Source organism: Polaromonas sp. P1_G2 (assembly GCF_056405515.1).
In genome coordinates, this window is the sequence record NZ_JBFUBY010000991.1 from 1 (window position 1) to 488 (window position 488).

At 66.2% G+C, this 488-nt stretch carries 1 protein-coding gene; it reads right to left on the reverse strand.

The features are described 5' to 3' along the window. A partial coding sequence (locus AC1D0P_RS28705; protein WP_477679841.1) for a proton-conducting transporter transmembrane domain-containing protein occupies positions 1-480 on the reverse strand: 480 nt, incomplete at its 3' end. Positions 481-488 lie beyond the last annotated feature (8 nt).

Below are 488 nucleotides of genomic sequence, written 5' to 3' on the forward strand. Positions count from 1 at the left end.
GTCATGGGCAGGCCTCGGGGTTTCGACACGGCTGCCGAGAAATGGGGGCAGAGCGACAGCAAAACCGATGGCAAACATCATCGCATTGCCGAGGATGGCGGCGGCAAGCAGAAACAGGTGCGCACCGCCACCCGTGAGCGCCGCATAGATCTCCTCCTTGGCGACGAAGCCGGCGAACAGCGGCATGCCGCCCATCGAGGCGGCCGCCAGCAATGCCGCGGCGAAGGTGAGCGGCATGGCGTGCCGCAAGCCACCGAGACGGGTGATGTCGCGCGTGCCGGCCTCATGGTCGATGACACCGGCAATCATGAACAGTGCCCCCTTGAAGAGCGCATGCGCGACTAGATAGAGCGCCGCAGCCTCGACCGCCTGCTCGCTGCCGATGCCGGTCAGCATGACCAGCAGGCCGAGCGAGGCGACCGTCGTCTGCGCCAGCATCAGCTTGAGATCTGTCTGCCGGAGCGCTAGCGAGCCACCCACCAGAAGCG